Annotated in this window: 20 protein-coding genes and 1 riboswitch; of the genes, 12 read left to right on the top strand and 8 right to left on the bottom strand. The window is 72.7% G+C overall.

The annotated features are described in order from the left end of the window. The first annotated feature begins 883 nt into the window (after positions 1 to 883). On the top strand, positions 884 to 1,531 hold the full coding sequence (locus IF06_RS0128445; protein ID WP_013287937.1) for a C39 family peptidase: 648 nt from the start codon (positions 884 to 886) through the stop codon (positions 1,529 to 1,531). Positions 1,532 to 1,602: 71 nt separating this feature from the next. Here IF06_RS0128445 and dusB read toward each other — a convergent pair whose 3' ends face one another. Further along, positions 1,603 to 2,766 (bottom strand): tRNA dihydrouridine synthase DusB, encoded by a 1,164-nt coding sequence (gene dusB, locus IF06_RS0128440; RefSeq protein WP_013287938.1) that lies wholly within the window; start codon positions 2,764 to 2,766, stop codon positions 1,603 to 1,605. A 178-nt stretch (positions 2,767 to 2,944) separates the two neighbouring features. Here dusB and IF06_RS0128435 point away from each other — a divergent pair, with 178 nt between their 5' ends. Continuing rightward, positions 2,945 to 3,907: a type IV toxin-antitoxin system AbiEi family antitoxin domain-containing protein gene (locus IF06_RS0128435; protein ID WP_013287939.1), complete on the top strand. Its 963-nt coding sequence runs from the start codon at positions 2,945 to 2,947 to the stop codon at positions 3,905 to 3,907. A 65-nt stretch (positions 3,908 to 3,972) separates the two neighbouring features. Here the strand turns inward: IF06_RS0128435 and IF06_RS0128430 are convergent, their stop codons facing one another. From IF06_RS0128430 to IF06_RS0128420, 3 genes are all read right to left on the bottom strand, one after another. Beyond that, the gene (locus tag IF06_RS0128430; protein WP_013475540.1) at positions 3,973 to 5,352 is read right to left on the bottom strand and encodes a glycine--tRNA ligase; all 1,380 of its coding nucleotides are present in this window, start codon (positions 5,350 to 5,352) and stop codon (positions 3,973 to 3,975) included. A gap of 113 nt (positions 5,353 to 5,465) precedes the next feature. Further along, positions 5,466 to 5,939, bottom strand: a complete 474-nt coding sequence (locus IF06_RS0128425) for a hypothetical protein (protein WP_013287941.1) — start codon at positions 5,937 to 5,939, stop codon at positions 5,466 to 5,468. 94 nt (positions 5,940 to 6,033) lie between these two features. After that, entirely contained in the window at positions 6,034 to 6,375 is a 342-nt protein-coding gene (locus tag IF06_RS0128420) for an antibiotic biosynthesis monooxygenase family protein (RefSeq protein WP_013287942.1), read from the bottom strand. A gap of 27 nt (positions 6,376 to 6,402) precedes the next feature. On the opposite strand from IF06_RS0128420, the gene IF06_RS0128415 reads away from it, so the two are divergent. The 7 genes from IF06_RS0128415 (at position 6,403) to IF06_RS34050 (ending at position 10,521) form a co-directional block, all read left to right on the top strand. Continuing rightward, positions 6,403 to 6,666 (top strand): DUF6703 family protein, encoded by a 264-nt coding sequence (locus tag IF06_RS0128415; protein WP_013287943.1) that lies wholly within the window; start codon positions 6,403 to 6,405, stop codon positions 6,664 to 6,666. Positions 6,667 to 6,754: 88 nt separating this feature from the next. Then, entirely contained in the window at positions 6,755 to 7,702 is a 948-nt protein-coding gene (locus tag IF06_RS0128410; protein ID WP_013287944.1) for a metal ABC transporter substrate-binding protein, read from the top strand. Further along, complete coding sequence (locus IF06_RS0128405; protein WP_030274662.1) at positions 7,699 to 8,463, top strand: metal ABC transporter ATP-binding protein; 765 nt, start codon at positions 7,699 to 7,701, stop codon at positions 8,461 to 8,463. The genes IF06_RS0128410 and IF06_RS0128405 overlap by 4 nt, the downstream gene beginning before the upstream one ends. Before the next feature lies 1 nt (position 8,464). Beyond that, complete coding sequence (locus IF06_RS0128400; protein WP_013287946.1) at positions 8,465 to 9,340, top strand: metal ABC transporter permease; 876 nt, start codon at positions 8,465 to 8,467, stop codon at positions 9,338 to 9,340. A 43-nt stretch (positions 9,341 to 9,383) separates the two neighbouring features. Continuing rightward, a complete protein-coding gene (locus tag IF06_RS0128395; protein ID WP_013287947.1) occupies positions 9,384 to 9,686 on the top strand; it encodes an ArsR/SmtB family transcription factor in 303 nt (100 codons plus the stop codon). Between the two features lie 52 nt (positions 9,687 to 9,738). Further along, positions 9,739 to 10,344 carry a hypothetical protein gene (locus IF06_RS0128390; protein ID WP_013287948.1) on the top strand — a complete coding sequence of 202 codons (606 nt, stop codon included), beginning with the start codon at positions 9,739 to 9,741 and terminating at the stop codon, positions 10,342 to 10,344. Between the two features lie 9 nt (positions 10,345 to 10,353). After that, positions 10,354 to 10,521 (top strand): hypothetical protein, encoded by a 168-nt coding sequence (locus tag IF06_RS34050; RefSeq protein ID WP_013287949.1) that lies wholly within the window; start codon positions 10,354 to 10,356, stop codon positions 10,519 to 10,521. 46 nt (positions 10,522 to 10,567) lie between these two features. On the opposite strand, the gene IF06_RS0128380 is transcribed toward IF06_RS34050, so the two are convergent. The 4 genes from IF06_RS0128380 to IF06_RS0128365 form a co-directional block, all read right to left on the bottom strand. After that, the gene (locus tag IF06_RS0128380) at positions 10,568 to 12,541 is read right to left on the bottom strand and encodes an acyl-CoA dehydrogenase family protein (protein WP_030274660.1); all 1,974 of its coding nucleotides are present in this window, start codon (positions 12,539 to 12,541) and stop codon (positions 10,568 to 10,570) included. 108 nt (positions 12,542 to 12,649) lie between these two features. Then, positions 12,650 to 13,150, bottom strand: coding sequence for a DUF6328 family protein (locus IF06_RS0128375; protein WP_013287951.1), 501 nt, complete (start codon positions 13,148 to 13,150; stop codon positions 12,650 to 12,652). 91 nt (positions 13,151 to 13,241) lie between these two features. Next, on the bottom strand, positions 13,242 to 13,991 hold the full coding sequence (locus IF06_RS0128370) for a sugar isomerase domain-containing protein (RefSeq protein WP_030274659.1): 750 nt from the start codon (positions 13,989 to 13,991) through the stop codon (positions 13,242 to 13,244). Beyond that, complete coding sequence (locus tag IF06_RS0128365; RefSeq protein WP_030274658.1) at positions 13,988 to 14,824, bottom strand: alpha/beta fold hydrolase; 837 nt, start codon at positions 14,822 to 14,824, stop codon at positions 13,988 to 13,990. Before IF06_RS0128365 ends, IF06_RS0128370 begins: the two co-directional genes overlap by 4 nt. A 76-nt stretch (positions 14,825 to 14,900) precedes the next feature. Next, positions 14,901 to 15,007, top strand: a riboswitch (TPP riboswitch). A gap of 75 nt (positions 15,008 to 15,082) precedes the next feature. On the opposite strand from IF06_RS0128365, the gene IF06_RS0128360 reads away from it, so the two are divergent. From IF06_RS0128360 to IF06_RS0128345, 3 genes are all read left to right on the top strand, one after another. Next, positions 15,083 to 15,673, top strand: coding sequence for an ECF transporter S component (locus IF06_RS0128360; RefSeq protein WP_030274657.1), 591 nt, complete (start codon positions 15,083 to 15,085; stop codon positions 15,671 to 15,673). A 96-nt stretch (positions 15,674 to 15,769) separates the two neighbouring features. Further along, complete coding sequence (locus IF06_RS0128350; protein WP_030274656.1) at positions 15,770 to 17,203, top strand: ABC transporter ATP-binding protein; 1,434 nt, start codon at positions 15,770 to 15,772, stop codon at positions 17,201 to 17,203. Further along, positions 17,200 to 18,000 (top strand): energy-coupling factor transporter transmembrane component T family protein, encoded by an 801-nt coding sequence (locus IF06_RS0128345; protein ID WP_030274655.1) that lies wholly within the window; start codon positions 17,200 to 17,202, stop codon positions 17,998 to 18,000. Before IF06_RS0128350 ends, IF06_RS0128345 begins: the two co-directional genes overlap by 4 nt. The last annotated feature ends 3 nt before the right edge of the window (positions 18,001 to 18,003 follow it).

Genomic DNA, 18,003 nt, shown 5'->3' with positions numbered 1-18,003 from the left:
CGCCCACCTCCCCCACCACCCCGACCACCCCCTGACCGCACACGGGGGCGCCGAACCCCGTCGACGCCGAACCCCGTCGATCATGAAGTTGACGGCGACAAACCGGACACAAAACGCCGTCAACTTCATGATCGACGCCCTCATCCCCGGGCCGGCGACATCCAGCCGCCCCTCGCCGTCGCGCACTCCCTCCCGAGCGCCCCGAGCGCCCCGAGCGCCCCGAGCGCCCCGAGCGCCCCGAAGATCTTGGTACGGAACAGCCCTCGGAGGGGCGCCGATCTACCAAGATCTCGAAGCTCACCCGCCCAGAGCCCGACATCGGGCACCAAGGCGACTCACTCCCCTCCCATCGGACCGGTGATCAAGGAGTTTGTGCCCGGTGCACGGCCTCAGACGGACACAAACTCCTTGATCAACGGGGTGCGGGGAGCCCTCCGAGGTGGCCGGGGCGGGGTGGCTGCGGCGAGGGCGGGCGGGGTTCGGTGTCGGCGGCAGCCCTGATGGGCTCGGTGTCCGGATCCGGGGTGGTCGGGGTCACCCGTGAGGTGGAATCGGGGGTGGGTGCGGGGCGTTGTACATGGCAGACCGCGCCGCACCCGCCGACCGCCCGCCCCCTCGGGCCGGGAATCAGGCCGGGACGCCGGTCGTTACATCCCCGGAGCCGCAGAGCAGGCCGACAGCGCCTGTCGAGCCGGCCCCACCGCCGGGCAGCGCCCCCGGGAATGACCCCGGACCCCCGGTCGTTACATCCCCGAGCCGCCGGAGCAGGCCGACCCCCTGGCCGCCCGTGCAGGCCACCGGCCCGACGCACATACCGGGCCACCTGATCTTTATTCGCGGCATCCCCCATCGCCGCGTACCCCCGACAGAGAGGCAACTGATCATGGCTACCACTCTGCTGCGCAAGACCGCTCTGACCGTCGCCGGTATCGCCGCCACCGCCGGTGGCATCGCCGGCCCCGCCATCGCCGCCCAGGCCACCCCGGCCGAGCGCGCCGCCCAGGTCGTCACCACCGACCGCAAGCACGGCGAGCGTGAGCTGGACGTGCGCTACGAGGCGCAGCCCAACTTCTACTTCTGTGGCCCGGCCGCGGCCCGTAACGCGCTGAGCGTGCAGGGCAAGAACATCGACGTGGACGCCATGGCCAAGGAGATGGGCACCACCGAGGCCGGCACCAACTCCATCAACGACATCACGCCGGTGCTCAACAAGGAGACCGGTAAGGACGTCTACAAGTCGACCGAGATCCCGGTGGACAAGGTCGGTGACAAGGTGGAGAAGCTGCGTGCCGACGTGGTGCGCACTGTGGACGACGGCCGGGCCGTGGTGGCGAACATCGCCGGCACCGCGACCGACACCGACGGCACCACCCACTCGTTCGAGGGTGGCCACTACATCAGCGTGGTCGGCTACCGCGACGGCGGCAAGGTCGTGACGATCGCCGACTCGGCGAACCCGGACCAGGCCTCCTACCGGATCGACGTGGACGAGCTCGCCCGCTGGATCGCCAGCCGCGGCTACAGCTCCTGACCGAGTGACAATGACGAAGGGCCCGACCCCGGAACGGGGGTCGGGCCCTTCGGCGTGTCCGGGGTCAGCGGTCAGCCGCCCGAGTCGTCCAGCTCCGCGCCGTCGGGCGGGGTGTCGTCGTCGCGGCTGGCCAGCCAGCCGTCGGGCAGGAAGACCTTGCCCGGGGAGTTGGTGCGGCCGCGCGGCTGGCCGAGGTTCTCCACCGGGAACGGTACGGCCGGGTCGAGCTTGCCGAGCAGGTCGTCGAGCTGCGCCAGGCTCTCGATCATGGCGAGCGAGCGGCGCAGTTCGCTGCCGATCGGGAAGCCCTTCAGGTACCAGGCGACGTGCTTGCGGAAGTCGGTGCAGCCGTCCCGCTCGCCGCGGGCCGGGTTGCGCGCGCCCGCCACGAACTGCTCCACCAGCAGTTCGGCGTGCCGCCGCATGGTCACCGCCACCTCGCCGAGGCTCGGTAGCCGCCGCTCGGCGCTCCCGTTGAACGCGGCCTCCAGGTCGGCGAACAGCCACGGCCGGCCCAGGCAGCCGCGCCCGATCACCACGCCGTCGACGCCGGTGTGCGCGACCATCCGCAGCGCGTCGTCGGCCTCCCAGATGTCGCCGTTGCCGAGCACCGGAACGTCGAGCGCCGACTTGAGCGTGGCGATCGCATCCCAGTCGGCGGTGCCGGAGTAGCGCTGCGCGGCCGTACGCCCGTGCAGGGCGACCGCCGCGACGCCCGCGTCCTGGGCCGCCAGCCCCGCCTCGACGTACGTCAGGTGGTCGTCGTCGATGCCCTTGCGCATCTTGACGGTGACCGGTACCCCGGCGGGTGACGCGGCGTCCACCGCGGCCCTGACCAGCCGGGCGAACAGCCGGCGGCGCCACGGCAGGGCCGAGCCGCCGCCCCGGCGGGTCACCTTGGGCACCGGGCAGCCGAAGTTCAGGTCGATGTGGTCGGCCAGGTCGCGCTCGACCACGATCCGCACGGCGGCGGCGGTGATCTCCGGGTCGGTGCCGTAGAGCTGGAGGCTGCGGGGCTTCTCCTCGGCGCCGAAGGCGATCATGCGCAGCGTCTTCGGGTTCCGCTCGACGAGCGCGCGGGTGGTGATCATCTCGCAGACGTAGATGCCGCCGCCCTGCTCACGGCAGAGCCGGCGGAAGCCGACGTTGGTGATCCCGGCCATCGGCGCGAGCACCACCGGCGGCCACACCCGGTGCGGGCCGATGGTCAACGCGGGCAGGGTCGGGGCAGTCACCGCACAAGTGTAAGGAAGGGCCCCTTCTTAACGTCTCCGGTAGAGCAGGGGCCCCTTGTTAACAGGGCACATATCACAGCCGGCCAGCCCGGCGGGCGTTCTCCACAACCGGGGCGGCTGTCCACAGGACGGGCGGACGGGCAGGAGGAGCAGCGGTCGAGCCCGCACGCTGCCGGGCATGCGCGAACAGCCACCCGAACTCAGCGACCTGGCCGAGCGCCAGCAGCAGATCGTCACCCGGACGCAGCTGCTCGGCGTCGGATACGACGACATGTACCTGTACCGGCAGACCCGGCGCGGCCTGTGGCAGCGCGTGCTGCCGGCCACGTACGCGCTCGTCACCGGCACCCTCACCGACGAGCAACGACGAATCTCGGCGGCGCTCTACGCGGGCGCCGACGCCCAGCTCACCGGCCTGGCCGCCCTGATCTGGTACGGCTTCCGGCACAGTCCGCGCACCGCTGACGTACACCTGATCCTGCCGCACCACGTGCGGCGCCGCTCGGCCGGTCACGCGGTGATCGCGCGGGCCCTGGAGCTTGATCCGCGGGCCCGGCGGACCGCGCTGTACCCGGTGTGCTCGCCGGCCAGGGCGGTCGTGGACGCGGCCCGCGACCTGCGCCGGCTGCGGCCGGTACGGGCGACGGTGGCCGAGGCCGTGCAGCGCGGTTTCACCGACCTGGACAGCCTGGACGCGGAGATCCGCCGGGCCCGGCGCAGCCGCACCGCCCTGATCCGGAAGGCGTTCGCGGAGATCACCGACGGGGTCCGCTCGGCGCCGGAAACGGAACTGCGGGAGTGCCTGGGCGGCAGCGGCGTGCTCGGCGGGATCCTGTGGAACCCGCGGCTGTCGGCGGCCGACGGCACCCGCCTGCCGACGCCGGACGGCTACCTCGCCGACTGCGCGGTGGCGCTGGAGGTCGACTCGCGGGAGTACCACCTCAGCCCGAACGACTGGGCGCGGACGCTGGACCGGCACAACGAGCTGAGCCGGTACGGGGTGCTCATCCTGCACTTCACGCCGGCGCAGATCCGCCGGGAGCCGGGCCGTGTGCGGCGGATGGTGGAGGACGCGTACGCGGCCCGGCGCGGGCTGGGCGCCGGGACCGGCGTACGGGCGGAGCCGATCTCCCCCGGATGAGGGGTGTTAAGAAGGGGCCCCTTCTCTACGCGAGGCGTTAAGAAGGGGCCCTTCCTTACATCAGCTCAGCAGCCGGGCAGGCGCTCGATCAGGTAGCGCTCGACCTGGTCCAGCGAGACGCGCTCCTGGGCCATCGTGTCCCGGTTCCGGACCGTGACCGCGTTGTCGTCGAGCGTGTCGAAGTCGACTGTGACGCAGAACGGCGTGCCGATCTCGTCCTGCCGGCGGTAGCGGCGGCCGATCGCCTGCGAGTCGTCGAACTCGACCACCCAGCGCTTGCGCAGGTCGGTGGCGAGCTGCTTGGCCTTCGGCGACAGCGCCTCGTTGCGCGACAACGGCAGCACGGCGACCTTGACCGGGGCCAGGCGCGGGTCGAACCGCATGACGGTGCGCTTGTCCACGCCGCCCTTGGTATTCGGCGCCTCGTCCTCGTCGTACGCCTCGAGCAGGAACGCCAGCACCGCGCGGGTGAGGCCGGCGGCCGGCTCGATCACGTACGGCATCCAGCGCTCGCCCTTGCCCTGGTCGAAGTACGACAGGTCGACGCCGGAGTGCTTGCTGTGCGTGGACAGGTCGAAGTCGGTGCGGTTGGCGATGCCCTCCAGCTCGGCGAACTCGCTGCCGCCGAACCGGAACCGGTACTCGATGTCTACGGTGCGCTTCGAGTAGTGGGAGAGCTTCTCCTTGGGGTGCTCGTAGAAGCGCAGGTTCTCCTCGGACAGGCCCAGGTCGAGGTACCAGTTCCAGCGCTCGGAGAGCCAGTACTCGTGCCACTGCTCGTCGGTGCCCGGCTCGACGAAGAACTCCATCTCCATCTGCTCGAACTCGCGGGTCCGGAAGATGAAGTTGCCGGGGGTGATCTCGTTGCGGAACGACTTGCCGGTCTGCGCGATGCCGAACGGCGGCTTCTTGCGGGCGACCGTCTCCACGTTCTTGTAGTTGACGAAGATGCCCTGGGCGGTCTCCGGGCGCAGGTAGTGCATGCCCTCGTCGCTCTCCACCGGGCCCAGGTAGGTCTTCATCAGGCCGTTGAACATCTTCGGCTCGGTGAAGGTGCCCTTGTTGCCGCAGTTGGGGCAGTTCAGCTCCGTCAGCGAGGTCAGCGGCTTGCCGTGCTTGGCCTCGTACGCCTCTTCCAGGTGGTCGGCCCGGAACCGCTTGTGGCAGGACTGACACTCGGTCAGCGGGTCGACGAACTCGGCGATGTGGCCGCTGGCCTCCCAGACCTTGCGGGCCAGGATGACCGCCGAGTCGAGGCCGACGACGTCGTCGCGCTGCTGCACCATGGTCCGCCACCACTGCCGGCGGACGTTCTCCTTCAGCTCGACGCCGAGCGGACCGTAGTCCCACGCCGACCGGGTGCCCCCGTAGATCTCGCTGGAGGGAAAGACGAAGCCCCGGCGCTTGGCGAGGCTGGTGACGGCGTCGATACGGTCGGCTGGCATGTTTCCTCCTACGCCGGCTGGCGGTCGGCGCGGTTGAGATGGATGGAACCGGGCTGTTCGGGACAACGGTACGACCGTGTCCGTCCCGAGCCCAGCAGAATACCGGGGGCCGGTCAGCTCACCCCGCAGACCTCCACGCCGCCCGTCTGCTGGTCCGGCGCGAGCGTCACGGTCTGCGCCTCCCGCCGGCCGCCGGCGAGCGTGACGTCCACCGGCACGGTGAGCGTGGTGAGGTCGACCTCGCCCACCCGGTAGCCGGAGATCTGCGGCTCGGTCGCCACCCGGCGCTCGAACTCGCGCCGGGGCTCGCGTCGCCGGATGTCGTCGCAGAGCGTGTCGTACGCCTTGGACCACTCCCGGGCCACGAGCGCCTGGTAGTAGTCGTTCGTGACCGCCCGGCCCTGCTCACCGATCGCCTGGGCGTTGCTCACCGCCAGGCCGACCACTGCCGCCCCGCCCCCACCGCAGCAGATCAGCACTGCGAGCGCGCCCGCGCCGAGGCCGAGCCAGAGCCGTGTCCGCCCGCCCTCGGTGGGCGGGGCGGCGAACGGCGGCGCGGCGCCGGGCCCCTGCGGCGGCGCGGGCACCCCGTGTTCCGCCGGCAGCGCGGGCGGAACGGATGACGGGGGTGGCGCGGCCGGTCCGGGAGCGGTCATACGCGCCAGGGTAGTGCCCCGGCACTCAGCGATACGGACCTGCGGCGCGATCGCTGGCGACGACGACGATCTCACCCTCGGGGGCGGCGCTGGCGAGCGTCTCGTACGCCGACGGCTCGTCCACCGATCGGGCGAGCAGCGGCACGGCGGTGACCTTGACGTCGAATCCGCCGAGCGCCCGCCGGTACGCACCGACCGACTCCCACTCGGTGATCAGGACCCAGTGGTCCGGGTCGTCGAGCGCCCGCAGCAGTTCACCGCGCAGGTAGCCGGGGCGGGCGGCGAGCGCGGCCAGCGCGGCGTGCGCCGCACGGGTGAACTCGTCCACCGTTTCGGCTTCCACCACGAAGCGGTTGGTGACCAGCACGGGGTTCCTCCTCGTAGAGTTTGTGGCATGCAGCGTACGCAGAGTCCTGTGCTGTCCCGGTTGGCACGGCTCAACCCGACGGCGGTGTTCCTGGCCGCGCTGGCCCTGGTGCTTGTCGGCCTCTTCGCGCCCGGCCCGGCGGGCGGCGTCCTGCTGCTCGTGCTGGCCGGCGTGCTGGTCTGGCTGATGTCGGTCACCTGGCCGGTGCAGGCCCCGGCGACCCGGATGCTCCGGCTGGTGATGCTCACCTTGTTGATCGCGGTGGCGCTGGCGAAGCTCATGGTCGGCTGACTCGGGAAAGCAGAACCGAGCTGACCTGCGCTGACATGCAATCATGCGTTTTTGACAATAGTTTTCGTTGTCGCGGACAGTTGAGCCCATGACCGTTCGTGCACCTCGCCGTATCCTGACCGCCGCAGCCGCCGCCCTGCTCGCCGCCGCCGGCCTGACCGCCTGCGCGGACGGCACAGGCGGCGCGAGCGAGCCGGGCAGGGTCGACGTGGTGGCCGCGTTCTACCCGCTCCAGTTCCTGGCCGAGCGGATCGGCGGCGACACGGTCGCGGTCAGCAACCTGACCAAGCCCGGCGCCGAGCCGCACGACCTGGAACTCAACCCGCGGCAGGTCGGCCAGGTCGTCGACGCCGACGTGGTCGTCTACCTCAGCGGCTTCCAGCCGGCGGTGGACGAGGCGGTGGAGCAGAACGGCGGCGACCGCGCGTTCGACGTGGCGGGCGTGACGCCGCTGCGGGACGCGGCCGCCGGTGGCCACGACCACGATCACGAGGGCGAGGCCGGGCACGCCGAGGAGGGCGGCGGCAAGGACCCGCACGTCTGGCTCGACCCGACCCGGCTGGCCACCATCGGCGACAAGCTCGCCGAGCGCCTCGGCAAGGCCGACCCGGACCACGCCGCCGACTACACCGCCCGCGCCGGCGCGCTGCGCACCGAGCTGACGAAGCTGGACACCGAGTACGCCGACGGCCTGCGCACCTGCCAGCGCCGGGAGATCGTCACCAGCCACACCGCGTTCGGCTACCTGACCGAGCGCTACCAGCTGGAACAGATCGGCATCAGCGGGCTCACCCCGGAGTCCGAGCCGTCCCCGAAGCGCCTCGCCGAGGTCGCCGAGGAGGCCCGGGAGCACCAGGCCGGCACGATCTTCTTCGAGACCCTGGTCAGCCCGAAGGTCGCCGAGACGATCGCGCGTGAGGTCGGGGCGAAGACGGCCGTCCTGGACCCGCTGGAGGGCCCGCCCGCCGACGGCGACTACCTCTCCGCGATGCGCACCAACCTGCAGACCCTGCGAACCGCTCTGGACTGTTCATGACCTCACCCGTGATCGAGATCGCGCACGCCACCGTCGGCTACGACGGCCGCCCGGTGCTGCGGGACGTCTCGTTGACAGTGACCGCCGGCGAGGTGGTCGCCGTGCTCGGCGCCAACGGCTCCGGCAAGTCGACGCTCGTGCGCGCCGCGCTCGGCCTGGTGCCGGTCGGCGCCGGGTCGGTCGCCCTGTTCGGCACGCCGCAGCGCCGCTTCCGGCAGTGGCACCGCATCGGGTACGTGCCGCAGCGGCTCGGCGCGGGCAGCGGAGTACCAGCCACCGTGCGCGAGGTGGTGGCGTCCGGGCGGCTGGCCCGCCGGGGCGTGCTGCGTCCGGCCGGGCGGGCGGACCGGGAGGCGGTGGCGGCGGCACTGGACGCGGTCGGGCTCGCCGACCGGGCCGGTGACCCGGTGTCCACGCTCTCCGGCGGCCAGCAGCAGCGCACCCTGATCGCCCGCGCGCTGGCCGGCGGGCCGGAGCTGCTGGTGCTGGACGAGCCGACCGCCGGGGTGGACGCTGCGAGCCAGGAGGCGTTCGCCGGGGCGCTGCGCGCGTTCCGCGACGGCGGCGGCACGGTCCTGCTCGTCGCGCACGAGCTGGGCCCGCTGCGCCCGCTGATCAGCCGGGCCGTGGTGGTGCACCAGGGCGGGATCGCCCACGACGGCGCGGTGCCCGAACCGGCCGGCCACCACGCCGACCCGGACCACGAGCACGTGCACCCGCACTGCGACGAGGAGCCCGCCCGGCTCTGGACAGGCATCTGAGATGGATCTCTTCCAGTACGACTTCATGCTCCGCGCCCTGGTCGGCGCGCTGATCATCGGGCTGGCCGCCCCGGCGCTCGGCATCTACCTGGTGCAGCGCCGGCTGGCGTTGATCGGCGACGGGCTCGGGCACGTGGCGCTCACCGGCGTCGGTGCGGGACTGCTGCTCAACCGCTCCCCCGTGCTGGTGGCGGTGATCGCCGCGACGCTCGGCGCGGTCGTGATCGAGCTGGTCCGCGCGTACGGGCGCACCTCCGGCGACCTGGCGCTGGCGTTGCTCTTCTACGGCGGCATCGCCGGTGGCGTGATGCTGGTCGGGCTGTCCGACGCCAGCAGCGGGTCGCTCAACGCGTACCTGTTCGGGTCGCTGACCACCACCTCCCGCACCGACCTGATCACCATCGGGGTGCTCGGCGTGGTGCTGCTGGTGACCATGCTGGTGCTGCGCCCGGCGCTGTTCGCGGTCTGCCACGACGAGGAGTACGCCCGGGTGTCCGGCCTGCCGGTGCGGGCGCTGAACCTGCTCATCGCGGTCGGCACCGCGGTCACGGTGACCATCGCCATGCGGGCGGTCGGGGTGCTGCTGATCAGCGCGCTGATGGTGGTGCCGGTGGCGACCGCGCAGCAGGTGACCCGGGGCTTCCGCTCGACCATGACGGCGGCCATGGCGCTGGGCCTGTTCGCGGCCGGCACCGGGGTCTGGGTGGCCGCCACCGCCGACACCGCGCCCGGCGCGTCGGTGGTGCTCGTGGCGATCGGCTCGTTCCTGCTGGTCGCGCTGGCGGCGGCCGGTGTGCGGGCGCTGCGGCGGCGGGTGCGGGCCGACCGGGCCACGCCGCCGCCCGAGCCGGTCGAGCACGAGGTGCTGCTGCGGTGAGGCCCTGCCCGCCGGCGCAGCTGGGATTGGTTACCGTTACAGGGTGACCGGCACGAACGGGTACGACGCCTTCGAGGGTGCGGGTGACCTGCTGCGCGCGCTCTCGGCCCCGATCCGGCTCGCGATCGTCAGCGAGCTGGCCGAGGGCGAACGCTGCGTGCACGAGCTGGTCGAGAAGCTCGGCGCGCCGCAGCCGCTGGTCTCCCAGCACCTGCGGGTGCTGCGGGGCGCCGGGGTGGTGCGCGGGTCGCGGCGCGGCCGGGAGATCGCGTACGCGCTGGTCGACGACCACGTCGCGCACATCGTGGCGGACGCGGTCAGTCACGCCGGTGAAGGGTCGCACTGAGCGGGAAATCGGCCACGTGCCGACGCGCCCGCGCCGTGGGACGCTATCCGGCGTGAAGATCTACGCCGACCGTTTTCCCACCGCCGTCCGCCAGTTCCTCACCGACCTGCTCGTGGTCGTCTGGGTGTACGCGGCGATCCGCTTCGCGCTGTGGCTGCACGACGTGGTCGAGAAGCTCGCCGTACCGGGGCAGAAGCTGGAGGGGGCCGGCGGCGGACTCGCCGACAACCTGGCCGACGCCGGCGGCAAGGTCGGCCGGGTGCCGATCGTCGGCGACGAGCTGACCGCGCCGTTCACCCGGGCCGCCGACGCCGCCCGCTCGGTCGCCGAGGCGGGCCGCGACCAGCAGGAGCTGGTCGGGCAGCTCGCGCTCGGGCTGACCGTCGCGGTGCTGGTGTTCCCGCTCGGCCTGGTGCTGTTCGGCTGGCTGCCGCTGCGCCTGCGCTGGATGCGCCGGGCCGGCGCGGCGAAGGCACTGGCCGGCGTCCCGGCCGGCCGGGACCTGCTGGCGCTGCGCGCGCTGGCCGGTCAGCCGCTGTCGAAGCTGACCCGGATCGCGCCCGACGTCGCCGAGGCGTGGCGGCGCGGCGACGACGCGACTGTCGACGCGCTCGCCGCGCTGGAGCTGCGCGAACTGGGGCTGCGCGGCGGCCGGTAAGGTGTGCCGGTGCTGTACTTCCTGATCGTCGTCGCCGTGCTGCTGCTGGGGTACGCAGGCGTGCTGGTGAGTTTCGTCCGCAAGGGCCGCAAGATCCCGCCGTCGGCGTACCTGGTGCTGGCCGGCCTCAACGGCCTGATCCTGGCCGGCATCCTGGCCTGGGCGATCGCGCGCTGACCGCCGCGGCGGCCGTCCGGGCGGGACGGCCGCCGGGGCGCTCCGGTCAGCCGGCGGGCGGGATGCGACGGCGGACGTCCTGCTCGGTGGACGGTCCCGGCTCCCAGCGGGCCACCCAGGGCAGGTCGGCGGGCGGGGTGACGACACCCTCCTCCACCGAGGCGTACCGGCCGGCGACGATCCGCTTGGCGGCGGCCACGTCGACCGAGTCGGTGTTCGACCACAGGCCGGTGAACAGCTCGTCGACGCGCAGCCGCGCCTGCCGGCAGAACAGGTCGGCCAGCTCGACGTTCTCCGGGTGCGCGTCCCGCTCGGCGTAGGCCCGGACGCAGACCGCGCTCATCGCGAACAGCTCCGCGCCGATGTCGACCACCCGGCCGAGGAACGCCTGCTTGCGCTCCATCTTCCCCTGCCACCGCGACATCGCGTAGAACGTCGACCGGGCCAGCTTGCGGGACGTCCGCTCGACGTGGCGCAGGTGCCCGGCCAGCGGCCCGAACTCCTGGTACGCCCCGGGCGTCTGCCCCTTTCCGACGGCGAGCGTGGGCAGCCACCTCGCGTAGAAGGCGCCGGCCCGCGCGCCCGCCTTCGCCTTGCGGCCCAGCCCGGCGTCGGGGTCGATGATGTCGCCCGCGACGGACAGGTGCGCGTCGACCGCCTCGCGGGCGATCAGCAGGTGCATGATCTCGGTGGAGCCCTCGAAGATCCGGTTGATCCGCAGGTCGCGCAGGAGCTGCTCGACGGCGGCCGGCCGTTCCCCCCGGGCGGCGAGCGAGTCGGCCGTCTCGTAGCCACGGCCACCGCGGATCTGGATCAGCTCGTCGGCGATCCGCCAGGCCATCTCGCTGGCGTAGAGCTTGACCAGCGCCGCCTCGATCCGGATGTCGTTGCGGTCGTCGTCGGCGAGCATGCAGGACAGGTCGAGCATGGACTCCATGCCGTACGTGGTGGCGGCGATGAAGGCCAGCTTCTTCGCCACCGCCTCGTGCTCGCCCACCGGGCGGCCCCACTGGACCCGGTCCGCCGCCCACTCGCGGGCCACGTTGAGCGCCCACTTCCCGGCGCCGACGCACATGGCAGGCAGCGAGAGCCGGCCGGTGTTCAACGTGGTCAGCGCGATCTTGAGGCCCTTGCCCTCACCGCCGATCACGTTCTCCTTCGGCACGAACACGTCGTGGAACCGGGTGAGGCTGTTCTCCAGGCCGCGCAACCCGACGAAGGAGTTGCGCCGCTCCACGGTGATGCCGTCGCTGTCGCCCTCCACCACGAACGCGGTGATGCCGCCGCGCCGCCCCTCGCCGGCCGGCACCCGGGCCATCACCACCAGCAGCGTGGCGAGCGTGCCGTTCGTGGCCCAGAGCTTCACCCCGTTGAGCCGGTAGCCGGTGCCGTCGGCGGTCGGCTCGGCGGTGGTGGCGAGCCGGGCCGGGTCGGAGCCGACGTCCGGCTCGGTGAGCAGGAACGCGGAGACCTCACCGGCGGCGAGCCGGGGCAGGAACCGTTCCTTCTGCTCGGGCGTGCCGAACATCTTCAGCGGCTGCGGCACGCCGATCGACTGGTGCGCGGAGAGCAGCGCGCTGACCGCCGGGTTCACCGAGCCGACGAGCATCAGCGCCCGGCAGTAGTGCAGGTTGCTCAGCCCCAGCCCGCCGTACTTACGGTCGATCTTCATGCCGAACGTGCCGAGCCCGGCCAGGCCGTGGAACACCTCGTCGGGGATGCGCGCGTCCCGCTCGATCGCCTCGCCGTCCACCTCGGACGTCAGGTACGCGCGCAGCGAGCCGAGGAACTCGTCGGCGCGGGCCACCTCGGCCGGATCGGGGCGGGGCCACGGGTCGATCAGGTCGAGCCGGAAGCGGCCGAGGAACAGTTCCTTGCCGAAGCTGGGCCGGTCCCAGGCCGACTCGCGGGCGGCCTCGGCGACCTGCCGGGCCTCCTTCTCGGAGACCTGGCCCGCCTCGGCGGGCAGCGGCCCCGCGCCGTCTGGTGACTCGGGCCGGCTGTTCTGTGTCGTGGTCACGGCTGCCTCCTCGTCGGTCCGGCTGCGTCGACGCGTTCGACGAAAACGACGCTACCCCCGGGTGTTACCCAGGGGTAGCGCTGCGTGCACGTCCGATTTGGCGGACGGTCAGTCGGTGAGCGTCTGCGGGTTGTCGTCCTCGTCGTCGATGTCGTCCTCACCCCAGTTGCGCCGGCTGAACGGCAGGATGGCCCAGAAGATCAGGAACCAGAGGCCGGTGAGCGCGCTGAGCAGGAACGCGATCGGCCGGTCCAGCACGAAGTCGGTGACCAGCAGGACCGAGCTGACCATCGCGATCAGCATGAAGAACAGGCCGCCGGTGGCCATCCGGTGGGCGAACCGGACCAGCTCCGGCTTACGCCCCTGCCGGAACAGCGCCCGGTGGAACGCGACCGGAGAAATGATCATCGCGGCGGACGCGGCGGCGGTCAGCAGCGCCACGATGTAGACGTCGCGCTGGAACTCCGTGGTCCGGCCGAACCCGTTGCTGAACGGCAGCGTCAGCAGGAAGGCGAAGAGGATCTGCACGCCGGTCTGCGCGACCCGCAGCTCCTGCAACAGATCGGCGAAGTTGCGCTGCCAGCGCTGCTTCTCGGATTCCTTGGACACTCGCGGACCTCCCCGGGAGACGGCACGGCCGGCGGGTGAACGCCCACCGGCAGGACCGCCTGTGCCCCGTACGGATGATCACGAAACCGGTTCAGGAACCGCGGCGGATCCGGCCCGCGTACCGTGCCTCCAACTCGGCGTTGTGCTCGTCGCCGCCGGTGATGTTCGCGGACAGGTAGACCGGCGGGCGCTGCCCCGCCGCGATCAGCCGGGCCACCACCTCGGCGACGATCTGCTGGGCGAGCAGCGCCGCGGTGATCGAGGAGACCGCGCCGACCGCGCCGCCGCCCGGCAGCGGCAGCGTGGCGTCGCCGTACGGGGCGCCGTTGTCCAGCACCACGTCGGCGAAGTCGGCGAGCTTGCGGCCGGACGGGTGCCGCGAGGTCATCCGCGCCGAGTGCTGTGCCGACGTGATCGCCACCAGGCCGTGCCCGCGTTCCTTCACGATGGACGCGAACTCGACCATCGCCCCGTTCACGCCCGAGTTCGAGGCCAGCACGAACACGTCCTGCGGCCGGATCGGCGCCAGCTCGTAGAGGCGGTGCGCCACGGCCGGGTCGCGCTCCAGCTTCGGGCCGAGCACGTCGGCCGGGTCGCCGCCGATCAGCACCAGGTCACGCAGCGCGATCCGGTTGGTGGGCACCAGCCCGCCGGCCCGGCCGGCGATCTCCATGGCCAGCGCCTCGGAGTGCCCGGTGCCGAACGCGTGCACCACACCGTCGGCGCGCAGCGCCGCCGCGATCAGGTCGGCCGCGTCGGCCACGTTCTGCCGCTGCTCGGCGGCGACCCGGCCGATCGTCTCGGTCACCACCGCCAGGTACGCCTCGGCGCTCACCGTCATGCCTCCTCCGTTCCCGCGCACCGGGCGAGGATCGCCTCGGCCAGCGGGCCGGGCGCCTCGTCCGGGATCCAGTGGCTGACGCCGGACAGCGTCACGAACCGGTAGTCACCGGTGACGTGCGCGGCGCACGCCTGCGCGGCCGTCCGGCCGATCGCCACGTCCTTGTCGCTCCACACGAACGTGGTGGGCACCCCCACCGGGGCGACCGCCTTCATGTCCGCACCGGTCATCGCGCGGTACCAGTTCAACGCCGCCGTCAACGCGCCCGGCTCGCGCATCGGCTCGGCGTACCGGGCCACCACGTCGGCGTCACCCACTCCGCTCAGCAGCTTGCGCAGCGTGGCGCCGTTCCACGCCAGCAGCACCTTCTCCGCCGTACCGGGCTTGCGGAACAACGCGATGTACGCGGACTTGACCTTCTGCCGCGGGTCGGTGGCGAGCGCGTGCCCCATCGCGGCCGGGTGCGGCACCGACACCGCGGTCAGCGTCCGCACCCGCTCCGGGTGCGCCGCCGCCAGCCCCCACGCCACGATGGCGCCCCAGTCGTGGCCGACCACATGGGCGCCTGTCACCCCGAGCGCGTCGAGCACCGCGGCCGCGTCGGCCACCAGCTCCGGAATCCGGTACGCCCCGACGTCCGCCGGACGCGCGCCGGGTGAGTAGCCGCGCTGGTCGAGCGCGTACGTGCGCAGCCCGGCGGCGTGCAGCGCGGGTGTGACCGCGTCCCACTCACCGGAGTGCTGCGGAAAGCCGTGCAGCAACAGGACCGGGTCACCGTCCTCGGGGCCGCCGGCGCGTACCTCGAACGTCAGTCCCCGCGCATCCACCAGCATGATCGCCACCATACCGACACTCGCCCTGCTGGGCCGGGGCCCGTGGTCGGTGCTAGCGTCTGCGACGAGACAACTTCACATCCGACAGGGGAGCGCACAGCGCTGAGAGTGCGGGCCGGTGCCCGCAGACCCTCGAACCTGATCTGGGTAATGCCAGCGCAGGGAGTTCGGTCGACCTCCAGCCGCGTCGCCGTCCGGTGACCACCGGGCGCGGCGTGCGTCTTCTCCTGGTTCACCTCGACGAACTGGGAGTCAACCGTGAACCACACCGACAGCAACCGCTGGCGTACCGTCGACATCGTCGTCGCCTCGGTCATCGCCGTCGCCTTCGGCGTCGTCTTCTGGGCCTGGGGCCTGCTCTGGAGCGCCACCGACGCGGCGTCCGCGTTCTTCCCGCCGGCCCAGGCCGTGCTCTACGGCGTGTGGCTGATCCCGGCGGTGCTCGCCGGCCTGATCATCCGCAAGCCGGGCGCCGCGCTGTACTGCGAGACGGTGGCCGCGATCATCTCCGCCCTGCTGGGCAGCCAGTGGGCGAGCATCGTGATCCTCCAGGGCCTGATGCAGGGCATCGGCGCCGAGCTGGCCTTCGCCGCGTTCCGGTACCGCTCGTTCCGACTGCCGGTGGCGGTGCTGGCCGGTGCGCTGACCGGTCTCGGCGCGGCGATCTTCGACTTCGTCTACTGGAACAAGGCGTTCGACTTCGCCTCCTACCGCCTCCCGTACGCGCTGATCACGATCGTCAGCGCCACGATCGTCGCCGGTCTCGGCGCGCACGTCCTCACCCGCGCGCTGGCGAACACCGGCGTCCTGGACCGCTTTCCCGCCGGCCGCGACCGAGCCCTGGTCTGACGCCTCCATCGTGTCGATCATGAAGTTGGCGGCCGTTTCGGCACCCGTCATCGCCGTCAACCTCATGATCGACGGAGAAGAGGGGGTGGGCGGGCGGTGAGCGGGGTGGTGCTGCGGGGGTTCGGGTGGCGGCACGGGGGACGGAAACGCTGGGCTCTGCGCGGGGTGGATCTGCGCGTGGAGAGCGGCGAGCGGGTGCTGCTGCTCGGACCCTCCGGCGCCGGTAAGAGCACGCTGCTGGCCGCGCTGGCCGGGCTGCTGCCGGAGGACTCCGGCGAGCAGGAGGGCACCGTCGAGATCGACGGGCTGGACCCGCGCAAGGCCCGCGAGCGCGTCGGCATCGTCTTCCAGGACCCGGAGACCCAGCTCGTCATGGCCCGCTCCGGCGACGACGTGGCGTTCGGGCTGGAGAACCGTGGTGTACCCGCCGGGGAGATCTGGCCCCGCGTCGACGAGGCGCTGCACCGGGTCGGCTTCCCGTACGACAGGGACCGCCCCACCGCAGCGCTCAGCGGCGGCGAGCAGCAGCGGCTGGCGCTGGCCGGCACGCTCGCGCTGCGTCCCGGGCTGCTGCTGCTCGACGAGCCCACCGCCAACCTCGACCCGGCCGGTGCCACCCTGATCCGCCGGGCCGTCGCGAACGCGCTCGACCCGGACACCACGATGGTCCTGGTCGAGCACCGGGTCACCGAGGCACTGCCGCTGGTCGACCGCGTCGTCGTGCTGGAACCCGGCGGCGGGGTGCGCGCCGACGGGCCACCCGAGGCGGTCTTCGCCGCGCACGGCGACGCGCTGGCCGCCGCCGGGGTCTGGGTACCCGGCCACGTCGCGCCACCCCGGCACGCCACCACGCCGCCCGGCGACGTGCTGCTCACCGCGGAGCGGCTCGGCCTGCCGCCCCGGCTAGACCCCACCGATCTCCGGGTACGCGCCGGCGAGGCGCTCGCCGTCCTCGGCCCCAACGGCGCCGGCAAGTCCACACTGGCGCTGCTCCTGGGCGGGCTGCTGAAGCCCGGCACGGGCACCGTCACCGCGTCGGCGGAACTCGCCGGGCGGGACGCGCGTACTCCCCCGCACCGCTGGCGGGCACCCGCGCTGGTACGCCGGATCGGTTCAGTGTTCCAGGATCCGGAACACCAGTTCGTCACCGCCACGGTCCGCGACGAGCTGGCGCTCGGCCCGCGCCGCACCGGCCGGCCCGAGTCGGCGGTGACCGCCACCGTCGACGAGCTGCTGCACCGGTTGCGGCTGGACCGGCTGGCCGGCGCCAACCCGTACACCCTCTCCGGTGGGGAGGCGCGGCGGCTGAGTGTGGCGACGGCCCTGGCCACCGCGCCCCGCCTGCTGATCTGCGACGAGCCCACGTTCGGCCAGGACCGGCGGACCTGGCTGGAGCTGGTCGACCTGCTCGCCGAGCTGCGCGACGCCGGGCACGGCGTGGTCGCGGTGACCCACGACGAGGACTTCGTCGCCGCGCTGGCCGACACGACGCTCACCCTGCACCGCTCCCCCGACGGGGTGGCCACGTGATCGGCCTCGAACCGGTCGCCGCACCCGGCGCCCCGCTGGCCCGGCGCAACCCGGTGGCGAAGCTGGCCGCCGCTGTGGTCTTCACGCTGATCCTGGTGGCGACGCTCGACCCGGTCGCACCGGCCATCGCCATCGCCGTGGAACTCGCGGTGCTGCCGCTGTTCGGGGTCCGCTACCGGGTGCTGGCCCGCCGGGCCTGGCCGCTGCTCGCCGGTGCCGCCGGCATCCTGATCACGCTGGTGCTCTTCGCGGCCGACCGCTCCGGCCGGGTGCTGGTGGAGGCCGGCCCGGTCCTGGTGACCGAGGGCGTCCTCGTCACCGCGCTGGGCCTGGTGCTGCGGATGCTCGCCGTGGCGCTGCCCGGCATCGTCGTGTTCGCCACCACCGACCCGACGGACCTGGCCGACGCGTTGATCCAGAACGCGAAGACGCCCGCCCGGTTCGCCATCGGGGCGCTCGCCGCGTTCCGGATGGTGCCGCTGCTGGAACAGGAGTGGCGGATGATCAGCATGGCCCGCCGGGCCCGCGGCGTGGACGCCGGCCGCAACCCGGTGGCGAAGCTGCGGCTGTTCGCGTCCACCGCGTTCACGCTGCTGGTGGGCGCGATCCGGCGGGGTACCCGGCTGGCCGTGGCGATGGACGCCCGGGGCTTCGACGCGGGTACGCCGCGCACCGTGGCCCGCCCGCAGCGCTTCACCCGCGCCGACGCCCTGCTCGTGGCGGGCGCCGCGCTGCTGGCCGGCGGTGCCCTGGCCACAAGCATCGCCCTGGGCACCTTCCGCCCCTTGATCGGCTGACCC

This window comes from Micromonospora globosa, assembly GCF_000717585.1.
Taxonomy (GTDB): Bacteria; Actinomycetota; Actinomycetes; order Mycobacteriales; family Micromonosporaceae; genus Micromonospora; species Micromonospora aurantiaca.
Note: the sequence above shows the minus strand (reverse complement) of the source record. Positions and strands in the feature narration are given on the sequence as shown.

Coding starts and splice junctions, on each gene's coding strand:
- IF06_RS0128445 (WP_013287937.1), top strand. CDS start 884: ATGGCTACCACTCTGCTGCGCAAGACCGCTCTGACCGTCGCCGGTATC.
- IF06_RS0128435 (WP_013287939.1), top strand. CDS start 2,945: ATGCGCGAACAGCCACCCGAACTCAGCGACCTGGCCGAGCGCCAGCAG.
- IF06_RS0128430 (WP_013475540.1), bottom strand. CDS start 5,352: ATGCCAGCCGACCGTATCGACGCCGTCACCAGCCTCGCCAAGCGCCGG.
- IF06_RS0128415 (WP_013287943.1), top strand. CDS start 6,403: ATGCAGCGTACGCAGAGTCCTGTGCTGTCCCGGTTGGCACGGCTCAAC.
- IF06_RS0128410 (WP_013287944.1), top strand. CDS start 6,755: ATGACCGTTCGTGCACCTCGCCGTATCCTGACCGCCGCAGCCGCCGCC.
- IF06_RS0128405 (WP_030274662.1), top strand. CDS start 7,699: ATGACCTCACCCGTGATCGAGATCGCGCACGCCACCGTCGGCTACGAC.
- IF06_RS0128400 (WP_013287946.1), top strand. CDS start 8,465: ATGGATCTCTTCCAGTACGACTTCATGCTCCGCGCCCTGGTCGGCGCG.
- IF06_RS0128370 (WP_030274659.1), bottom strand. CDS start 13,991: ATGACGGTGAGCGCCGAGGCGTACCTGGCGGTGGTGACCGAGACGATC.
- IF06_RS0128365 (WP_030274658.1), bottom strand. CDS start 14,824: ATGCTGGTGGATGCGCGGGGACTGACGTTCGAGGTACGCGCCGGCGGC.